This is a genomic window from Intrasporangium chromatireducens Q5-1, from assembly GCF_000576575.1.
Taxonomy (GTDB): Bacteria; Actinomycetota; Actinomycetes; order Actinomycetales; family Dermatophilaceae; genus Intrasporangium_A; species Intrasporangium_A chromatireducens.
Genome location: NZ_AWQS01000153.1, coordinates 1 through 9,358 on the forward strand (window position 1 = coordinate 1; position 9,358 = coordinate 9,358).

The window sequence follows — 9,358 nt, forward strand, 5'->3', positions numbered from 1 at the left end:
CCCGTGGGCGCCCCGGGTGGCGGACTGGGGCGGGAGCTCCCGCGCGGCCGGGTGCACGGCCGGCTGCGGCAGGATGGCGCGGTGACCGCATCCGGGATCCTCGTGGCCGGCACGTCCTCGGACGCCGGCAAGTCCGTCGTCACGGCCGGCCTCTGCCGGGCACTGGCCCGGCGCGGCCTGCGCGTCGCGCCGTTCAAGGCGCAGAACATGTCGAACAACTCCATGGTCTGCGCCGACGGGGGCGAGATCGGGCGCGCCCAGTACGTGCAGGCGCAGGCGGCAGGAGTGCTCGCCTCGACGGCGATGAACCCCGTCCTGCTCAAGCCGGGGAGCGACCGCCGGTCGTTCATCGTGGTCCGTGGCCGTGCCGCTGGGGTGCTCGAGGCGGGCCAGTATGCCGCTGGGCGGGCCCGTCTCGCAGAGGCCGCTTTCGCGGCCTACGCCGAGCTCGCCGAGGAGTACGACCTCGTCGTCTGCGAGGGCGCCGGCTCTCCCGCCGAGATCAACCTGCGAGACGGCGACTACGTCAACCTCGGGCTGGCGCGGCGCTTCGGCCTGCCGGTCGTCGTCGTGGGCGACATCGACCGTGGGGGCATCCTCGCGGCGCTCTACGGCACCTGGGCCCTGCTCTCGGACGAGGACCGAGCACTGCTCAAAGCCTTCCTGATCAACAAGTTCCGTGGTGACGTCTCGGTCCTCGAGCCGGGCCTGGTCGAGATCACCCGCCGCACGGGGGTGCCGTTCCTCGGCGTCGTGCCGTGGCTGCTCGACGTGTGGCTCGACAGCGAGGACACGCTCGCCGTCGGCCAGTGGCGGGCGGGCCCGACCGCGCCGGACGAGGCGGACGGCGGCGCGCCTGACCGGCTCACGGTCGCGGTCATCCGGCTGCCCCGCATCTCCAACGCCACCGACGTCGACGCGATCGCGACCGAGCCGGGCGTCGACGTGAGGGTCACGATCGACCCGGTCCTGGTCGACGCCGCGGACCTGGTCGTCCTGCCCGGATCCCGCTCCACCGCAACCGATCTCGGCTGGCTGCGGGAGCGCGGCCTCGCCGACGCCCTGGTCCGGCGGGCGGCGGCTCGCCGGCCGCTGGTCGGTATCTGTGGGGGCTATCAGATGCTCGGCCGACACCTCGAGGACCAGGTCGAGGCGCAGGTCGGAGTCGTCCCCGGGCTCGGACTGCTGCCGACCGGGGTGGAGTTCGCCCACGAGAAGGTGCTCGGGCGGCCCGTCGGCTCGTGGCGCGGCCACCGGGTCGAGGGTTACGAGATCCACCACGGGATCGCTCGTCGCACAACGGCGCCGTCCCTTTCGCCCGACGGCGCGGAGGAGCCGCCGACACCGTTCCTCGACGGATGGCAGGTCGGCACGGTGTGGGGAACCATGTGGCACGGCATCTTCGAGAACGACGGCTTCCGCCGTGCCTGGCTGACGGAGGTCGCCGTGGCGGCCGGTTCCCGCTGGCGACCGGCGACCGACGCTCCCGGCTTCGGCGCCCGCCGCGCGCGGATGATCGACACCCTGGCCGACGCCCTCGAGGACCACGTCGACCTTGATGCGCTGCTCGGGCTGACCCGAGTGGGTTCGACCGCGCGGGCGGCCGCAACCGACAGTTCGGCCTCGTCGCTGCACCCGCGCGCCGGCTCCCGTGTGGTCCCGGGAGCGCGCTGATGGGGCTGCCTCCCTACCTCTCCGCCACCCGTGCCGAGTTCGGGGGCGAGCGCGACGATGCCGCCGACGAGGACGTGCACTTCACCGAGGCGGTCGCCACGGCCGTCATCGAGTCCTTGACCTCGGCCGGCGAGCTCGTCCTCGACCCGTTCGCCGGCTTCGGCACGACGCTCTCGGTCGCCGAGCACCTGGGACGCCGCGCCGTCGGCGTCGAGCTGCTGCCCGAGCGTGTCACCGCCTGCCGGCGCCGCGCCCCGGGGGCGACGGTCATCGAGGGCGACGCGCGGGGTCTGCACCGCCTCGTCACCGGGCCCGTCGACCTGTGCCTCACCTCGCCGCCCTATCGCACGGCGAACGACCACCCCCGCGACCCGCTCACCGCCTACGAGCTGGTCGGGGGCGACTACGCGTCCTATCTCAGCGATCTCGCGGACATCGCTCGGGCGGTCGAGCGGCTCCTGCGGCCCGGCGGGCACCTGGTGCTCAACGTGGCGAACATCCGCCACGCCGGCCACACCACCACCCTCGCCTGGGACGTCGCAGCAGTCGTCGGCGACGTGGTGCCGTTCATCGGCGAGACGGTGGTCCAGTGGGACGAGCTGCCCCACGACTTCACCGGCGACTACCTGCTGACGTTTCGGCGCGAGGAGTAGCCGGCGCCGCACCTGCCAGGGGCCCGCGTTGGACCGGCCCTGCGCCCGTCAGGGGGCCTGCGTTGGGTCGGCGGTGGGGCCGGCGCCGCGCCGTCAGGGGGTCGGAGTTGCCCCCGGCGCCGGCCCCGTCGGCGCTGGACTCGTCGCCTCGGGCGCGGCAGGAGTCGTCGCCGCCGGCGTCTGGGAGGAGGTCGGACCGGCCGGCGCCGAGGTGCTTGGCCGCTCCCCCGCGCCCGTTGCCGAGGGCACTGGAGTGGACCGCACCGAGGCCGGCGGCACCGAGCGGGGCTGCGTCGGGGCGGGTGCCGGAACGCGGACGTGGTTCCGTTGGGCACCGGAGCCGGCCGAGCCGCCCAGCGCCTCTCCCACCGAGGTGCCGCCCCGCGACGAGCTCGAGATCGGGTGCCCCAGCAGCCCTTCGACCCCGCTGATCGCGCCCAGCGCCAGCGCGGCGCCCGCCACGACGCCGACCGCCACCCGTGGCCAGGTCCGCTGGCGCTCCCGACGGACCGGACCGGTCACGACGCGGGGCTCGGTCGAGGCGGTCCCGCCCACGGCGACCGGGCGCAGCACCCGGAGGCGCTGAGCTGCCCGGCGGAGCGACTGACTGTAGATGGCCGAGGCGATCGTGGCGACGATCGAGCCCATCAGGGCTCCGATGATCGTGCCCGCGACGCCGAGGAAGCTGGCGGCGACGGCAGAGGTCGCGGCCGCCAGGGCGCTACCGGCGACCTGTGCGGTGCTGAGCCCGAAGAACCGGTCGGGGTCGCGCACCGGGGCAGGTTGGGACGGAGAAGAGGGAGAGGGCATGGCGTCTGGCCTGTGCTGGGGGTCGATGGACAGGTGCCGCCGCCGTTGCCGGACCCCACAAGTGTAGGCGCCGTTCCGAGTGCCCCCCGGATCGGCGCACGCCCGTGCAAGGGCCGACTCCGGAGCCGGAGCGGGCGGGGCGCGCCGGGCCGGGCGAGGCCGCGCCGGGCCGGGCCGGGCGAGGCCGGGCCGGGAGCACGGCACCTCAGACGCGTCCGGGGCGCCCGAGCGACGCCTGAGGTAGCCGGTCCCTGCACGAATACGCAGGTCGTCCGATGTGGCGGCCTACCTCAGCAGCCGAATGTGGAGGAGTCAGCAGAACGGACGGCGAAGGAGCCATCATGAACATCCCCGGAGACATCAGCTACGCCAAGGCGGAGCGGGACCACCGCTACGGCCTGCGGGACCGGTACCGGGAGCGGCCGGACTCGTCGCTCACCGTCATCGCACGCACGATGCGGCGGCGCCGCTGGGAGGAGACCCACCCGGGTCGCACCCGCTGAGGGCGTCGGCATGTCCACGCAGGCGCCACCACTGTCGGAGGGGTCGCGGATACTGGGGCGCATGCCCCTCAGGACGGGAGCCCTCCTCGGTCGCGACGCCGATGTCGAGCGACTCACTGCCGCCATCGGGCTCGAGCAGTCCGATGGCGGCAGCGTCGTGCTGTCCGGCGACGCCGGCATCGGCAAGTCGCGCCTCATCGCGCGGCTCGTCGACGACGCGGCAGGGCGGGGCTGGCGCACCGCGGTGGGCCACTGCGTCGGCCTGGCCGGCAGCACGCTGGCGTATCTGCCCTTCCTCGAGCTCATGACGGCACTCGAGGCCGACTCCCCCGAGGTCGTCGCCCGCGTGGCGGCGGTCCATCCGGCGCTCGGCCAGCTGCTCCCCGGGCTCCGCCAGGACCAGGGCGTGGTCGGCGACGCCGTCATCGATCCGGCGGGGGTCGCCACCGCGATCCACGCCCTCCTGACGGCCCTGGGGGCCGACCGCCCGACGCTCGCCGTCGTCGAGGACGTGCACTGGGCCGACCACTCGTCGCGCGACCTGCTCACCCTGCTGCTGACCCGCGGCTTCACGACGCCCGTCGCCCTCGTCGCGAGCTACCGCTCCGACGACTTGCACCGCCGCCACCCCCTCCACGAGACGCTCGCCGTCTGGGCCCGGATCGCCGGCGTCGAGCACGTCGAGCTCGCCGGCCTGACCGACGCGGCCGTCCGTGAGCTCGTCGCGTCCACTGGCTCCGCTCACCTGCCCGACCCGGTCGCCGGTGAGATCGTGCGCCGGGCCGAAGGCAACCCGTTCTTCGCCGAGGAGCTCGCGGCCAGCGCGGCGGCCGGCCACGGCCTCACGGGTGGCCTGTCCCGCGTGCTCCGGTCGCGGGTCGACGCGCTGCCCGAGGACGCCCAGCTCGTCGTCGCCGCCGTGGCCGTCGGCGCCCGCCAGATCGGACACGAGCTGCTCGCCCGCGTCGTCGACCTGCCCGAGGACCGGCTCGACGCCGCCCTCGCGGCCACCGTCGAGCACCACGTCCTCGAGACGTGCTGGCCGCCCGCCTACACCTTCCGGCACGCCCTGCTCGGCGAGGCGGTGGCGGATGCACTGCTGCCCGGCGAGCGGCTCAGGCTGCACCGGTCGTATGCCGCTGTGCTCGCCGAGCGCCCAGCGCTCGGTCCCGCGTCCGAGCTGGCCCGCCACGCGGCCGCCTCGGGGGACGTCGACACCGCGATCAGGGCGAGCCGCGCCGCGGCTGACGCTGCCCTGGCGGTCGGCGGCCCGGCCGAGGCGCTGCAGCACCTCGAGCGGGCCCTCTGCTGGCTCGACGACGACGTGCCCCTGCGCGACGACGTCACGATGGCTGCGTCGGACGCGGCGCTGCTCTCCGGCGACGTCGTCCGGGCGGTCGACCTGCTGCGGGATCGACTGGACCACCCGGGCCGCCGCCAGGCCCCACAGACCCGGGCCGAGCTGCTGGCCCGGTATGTGCTCGGGTCGCGGGTCCTCGACCTGCCGCACGATCCCCTGGGCCTGACGGCCGAGGCGCTGACCCTTGTCGGGGACGAGCCGACCGAGCGGCGGGTCCGTGTCCTGACCGCCCGCCTTCAAGCGCTCGTCGACCACGAGGGCGCCGCCGACCCGGCCGCCGCGGCCGCGGAGATCACGACCCTCACCGAGGAGATCACCAAGCTGGCGGGGCTGCTCGGCCTGCCCCGGGCCACCGCCGAGCTGCGCACCATCCTCGTCCGGCTCGTCGAGCGCCGTGCCGATCTCACCGCAGTCGAGGAGCAGCTGCACCTCGTGCTCGACCAGGCCCCGAGCGACGACCCGGTCCGGGTCCGGGTGCTGCACCGACTCGGCTCCGTCCACTACCGGCGCGGTGAGCTGACGACTGCCCTGGCGACCTACGACGCGGGTGCCGAGCTCGCCCGCCGCCTGCACGTCGAGCTGGCCCCCTTCGCGCTCGAGTGCCGCCTCCTCGGCGCCCTGCTCGCCTACCAGCTCGGCGACTGGGACGGTGCATTGGCCCGCTCCGCCGTCGGCCCCGAGCCGATGGCCGAGACGACCCGCCTCTACTTCGTCGGCACCGACCTCGCCGTGGCGGCCGGTCGCGGCGACCCCCTGGACCGGCAGCTGCTCGCCGCCCTGCGCGCGTCATGGTGGATCGACGGCATCACCGCCGTCTACAGCGTGCCGGCGGTCGATCTCCTCGGGCAGGAGGGACGGATCGACGAGGCGCTCGACCTCGCGACCGACATCCTCGCCACCCTCGACGCGCTCTGGGGGACGCACGAGCACATCGCCATCCGGCTCGCTGCCCTCACGGCCGGGCAGTGTGCCCGGTTCGCGCTCAGCGCCGATCCCCGACTGCGTCGCCGCATGCGCGACGTGACGCGGCTGCTGCTCGACCGTGCCGAGGGCCTGGCCGTCTCGCAGGAGACCGACGCCGAGTCGTGGGCGTGGCAGGCCCGGGCGCATGCCGAGTCGGTCCGGCTGCGCTGGCTGCTCGACCGCGGCGACGGAGACGCGGGGCCGAGGGCTGAGGAGCTCGTCGAGGCGTGGGCCGCGAGCACCGCAGCCTTCGAGGCCTACGGCGACGTGTACGAGACGGCCCGGTCGCGGGCGGGTCTCGCGGCGGCGCTGCACGCCGCGGGTGACGACGCGGGGGCGCGGGCCGAGGTCGCGGCGGCCCGGACGACCGCCCAACGTCTGGGCGCCCGGCCGCTCCTCGCCGAGCTGGAAGCGAGCCTGCCGAGCGCGTCCGAGGTGAGCGGCATACCGGAGCTCACGGCGCGAGAGACCGAGGTGCTCGGCCTCGTCGCGCGCGGCCTCAGCAACGGCCAGATCGGCAAACACCTCTTCATCAGCACGAAGACCGTGAGCGTCCACGTCTCCAACGTTCTCGGGAAGCTCGGTGCCGCGAGCCGCACCGAGGCGGCCGCGATCGCCCGCGAGCGCCACCTCCTGCCCTGACGTCGCGAGGGCGGGACGCTGGGGCACACGCTCCCGCCCCCGCTGACACCCTGCACGCCGCCCTCCCGGCCGCACTTCTCCCGGGGCGGGGTCCGACGATTGCGGCCACGCGCGGCTCTCGGGTTACCCTTGCGGCTAGTTGGTTGAACGCGCAACTACACAGCCACGGCCGTGCCGGGAGGAGACGACCATGGGCAGACGACGCCCGACGACAGACCGACAGGCCAGGGTGGCCGCGATGCGGGCCGAGGAGCAGCGGAAGGACCGGCGTCACAAGCTGTTCGTCTACGGCTCGACGGCCGCCATCGTCGTTGGGCTCGTGACGGCGGTTGCGGTGCCGATCGCCCGGGAGGCGGGAGACCGGGCCGCCAACGAGGCGCGGGCGCAGGCCCCCATCCCCGGTGTCGTCCAGACGGCAAACCTGAGCCGCAACCACGTCGAGAGCCAAGTCAGCTACGCCACGTCCCCGCCCGTCGGCGGCGACCACCACCCCGTCTGGCTCAACTGCGGCGTCTACGACGAGCCAGTCCCCGAGGAGCACGCGGTGCACTCGCTCGAGCACGGCAGCGTGTGGATCACCTACGACCCGTCGCTCCCCGCCGCCGAGGTGAGCAAGCTGACCGGGAAGGCCGAGGGTGAGGCCTACGTGCTCGTCAGCCCGCACGAGGGGCAGCAGTCCCCCATCGTCCTGACCGCCTGGGGCCACCAGCTCGAGCTGAACAGCGCGGACGACCAGCGGATCGACCCGTTCCTCGTCCGCTACCTGCAGGGCGAGCAGACGCCGGAACCGGGCGCCGTCTGCCACAGCGGCATCGGCACGCCGGCCGCCTGAGCCATGCGGCCACGTCCAGTCGTCATCGTCGCCCTCGGGGTCCTGCTCGCCCTCGGGGTCGTGGCCGGGCTGCTCGTCGGTGCCCGGCTCGGCGCGGTCCCGGTCCGCCAGGCGCCCCCGGAGGCGTCGGTCGACGTCGGGTTCGCCCGGGCCATGCAGGCGCACCACGACCAGGCGGTCCAGATGGCCACGCTCGTGCGGAAGGGGACGGCCGACCCGGAGATCGGCAGCATCGCCCTCGACATCGCGTTGACGCAGCAGCACCAGTCCGGACAGATGTACGCCTGGCTGGAGCAGTGGGGCCACCCGCAGCGGTCCGCCGCGCCCGCCATGTCGTGGATGAAGGGCCACGACCACTCCAGCAGTTCTGGCGCGAGCGAGCAGACCGGCGCCACCGGCGGCCGCATGCCGGGAATGGCGTCCAGGGCGGACCTGGCCGCGCTCGAGGCCGCGGGGGGCACCGAGGCCGAGCGCCTCTTCCTGCGCCTCATGATCGAGCACCACGAGGCAGGAGTGCAGATGGCCGCCTACGCGGCAGACCATGCGCAAGAGCCAGCCGTCCGCCGACTCGCCCGCTCCATGACGCAGGCGCAGCAGGCGGAGATCACGGTGCTGCAGGACCTGCTGGAGGTCCGCGAGAGGCGGACCACCCCGCAGGGGTGACGCATCCGCGTGGACGCGGCCCTGGCTCTGCCACGACGTGCTTCACCCCGCCGTACCATCACCACGAGACTTCACCCTGCCCTACCGGCAGCACGGGACTCGGCCTCGGCGGCGCCGCACACCTGCGCCGGGGAGTTCTCCCCATTCCGGCTTCCCCTGCTCTCGCCTAGCGTGCGGCCCGGGAGGGCCGAACCTAGGAGAACTCATGTGTGACACCCACGAACCATCCGCTCCTGCGAGCGTGGCGCGGCGGACGCTGCTGCGCGGCGCGGGCGGCCTTGTCCTCGCCGGCGGGCTCGTCGCCTCCGGTGCAACGGCGGCGCAGGCCGCGACGTCACAGAACGGCTGGTCGGCCGGCTCATCGAGCCAGATCCCGATCAGCGGGCTGACCGTCAGCGCGGCGTCGTTCCCGGCGGGCGTCCGCAGCGGCCAGGTACACACGATCCTCGGCTACGTCGCGCGGCGCTTCAACAGCGAGGTCGAGGCGCTGGTCTCCGGCTGGTGCTGGGGCCACAACTACCGGGCCATCTCCGGCAGCACCACCCTGTCGAACCACGCGAGCGGCACCGCGATCGACGTCAACGCGCCGCGTCACCCCCTCGGCGCTACCGGCACGTTCTCGTCGACACAGCGCACCCGGATCCACGCGATCCTGGCGTACTGCGACGGCGTCGTGCGGTGGGGCGGGGACTACTCGGGCCGCAAGGACGAGATGCACTTCGAGATCAACGTCCGCCCGGGTGACCCCCGGCTCGCCGCCCTCGTGACGAAGATCGGTGGCGGGGGCGGTGGCGGCTCGACCACGGTCGTGTGGACCACCGTCCAGCGCGGCGCGAGCGGGTTCCGCGTCGTCGCGATCCAGCACCTGCTCCGTCACCGGGGCTACTCGCTCACCGTCGACGGGTCGTTCGGCCCGACGACCGAGAGCAAGGTCATCGCGTTCCAGACGTCGCGCGGGCTCGTCGGCGACGGCGTCGTCGGGCCCAAGACGTGGTCCGCGCTCGTCGTGACGTGCGAACGTGGTGCGGCCGGGCAGGCCGTCGTCGCGATCCAGAAGACGCTGACCCACCGCGGCTACTCCCTCGCGGCCGACGGGTCGTTCGGCCCGGCGACCGAGAGCAAGGTCGTCGCGTTCCAGACCTCGCGCGGGCTCGTCGGCGACGGCATCGTCGGTCCGAAGACCTGGGCCAAGCTGACCGCCTGAACCTGGCCGACCCTGGCCCCCGCCGGAGTGGTGGCCCCTCGTCGGTTTGTGGCC

The 9,358-nt window shown here is 74.2% G+C and carries 8 protein-coding genes; 7 read left to right on the plus strand and 1 reads right to left on the minus strand.

Annotated elements, in window-relative coordinates; translation table 11 throughout:
- Nucleotides 1–81: 81 nt before the first annotated feature.
- Entirely contained in the window at nucleotides 82–1,674 is a 1,593-nt protein-coding gene (locus tag N864_RS15465; RefSeq protein ID WP_081793930.1) for a cobyric acid synthase, read from the plus strand.
- Nucleotides 1,674–2,327 carry a TRM11 family SAM-dependent methyltransferase gene (locus tag N864_RS15470; protein ID WP_034718724.1) on the plus strand — a complete coding sequence of 218 codons (654 nt, stop codon included), beginning with the start codon at nucleotides 1,674–1,676 and terminating at the stop codon, nucleotides 2,325–2,327. The genes N864_RS15465 and N864_RS15470 overlap by 1 nt, the downstream gene beginning before the upstream one ends.
- A 93-nt stretch (nucleotides 2,328–2,420) precedes the next feature.
- On the opposite strand, the gene N864_RS15475 is transcribed toward N864_RS15470, so the two are convergent.
- Nucleotides 2,421–3,101: a hypothetical protein gene (locus N864_RS15475; RefSeq protein WP_034718727.1), complete on the minus strand. Its 681-nt coding sequence runs from the start codon at nucleotides 3,099–3,101 to the stop codon at nucleotides 2,421–2,423.
- Between the two features lie 377 nt (nucleotides 3,102–3,478).
- On the opposite strand from N864_RS15475, the gene N864_RS24755 reads away from it, so the two are divergent.
- From N864_RS24755 to N864_RS15495, 5 genes are all read left to right on the plus strand, one after another.
- Nucleotides 3,479–3,640 carry a hypothetical protein gene (locus N864_RS24755; RefSeq protein ID WP_155892968.1) on the plus strand — a complete coding sequence of 54 codons (162 nt, stop codon included), beginning with the start codon at nucleotides 3,479–3,481 and terminating at the stop codon, nucleotides 3,638–3,640.
- A gap of 61 nt (nucleotides 3,641–3,701) precedes the next feature.
- The gene (locus tag N864_RS15480) at nucleotides 3,702–6,605 is read left to right on the plus strand and encodes a helix-turn-helix transcriptional regulator (RefSeq protein WP_034718730.1); all 2,904 of its coding nucleotides are present in this window, start codon (nucleotides 3,702–3,704) and stop codon (nucleotides 6,603–6,605) included.
- 190 nt (nucleotides 6,606–6,795) lie between these two features.
- Nucleotides 6,796–7,437: a DUF3105 domain-containing protein gene (locus tag N864_RS15485; protein ID WP_034718733.1), complete on the plus strand. Its 642-nt coding sequence runs from the start codon at nucleotides 6,796–6,798 to the stop codon at nucleotides 7,435–7,437.
- 3 nt (nucleotides 7,438–7,440) lie between these two features.
- On the plus strand, nucleotides 7,441–8,100 hold the full coding sequence (locus N864_RS15490; protein ID WP_034718736.1) for a DUF305 domain-containing protein: 660 nt from the start codon (nucleotides 7,441–7,443) through the stop codon (nucleotides 8,098–8,100).
- Between the two features lie 205 nt (nucleotides 8,101–8,305).
- Nucleotides 8,306–9,304, plus strand: a complete 999-nt coding sequence (locus tag N864_RS15495) for a peptidoglycan-binding protein (protein ID WP_034718738.1) — start codon at nucleotides 8,306–8,308, stop codon at nucleotides 9,302–9,304.
- Nucleotides 9,305–9,358 lie beyond the last annotated feature (54 nt).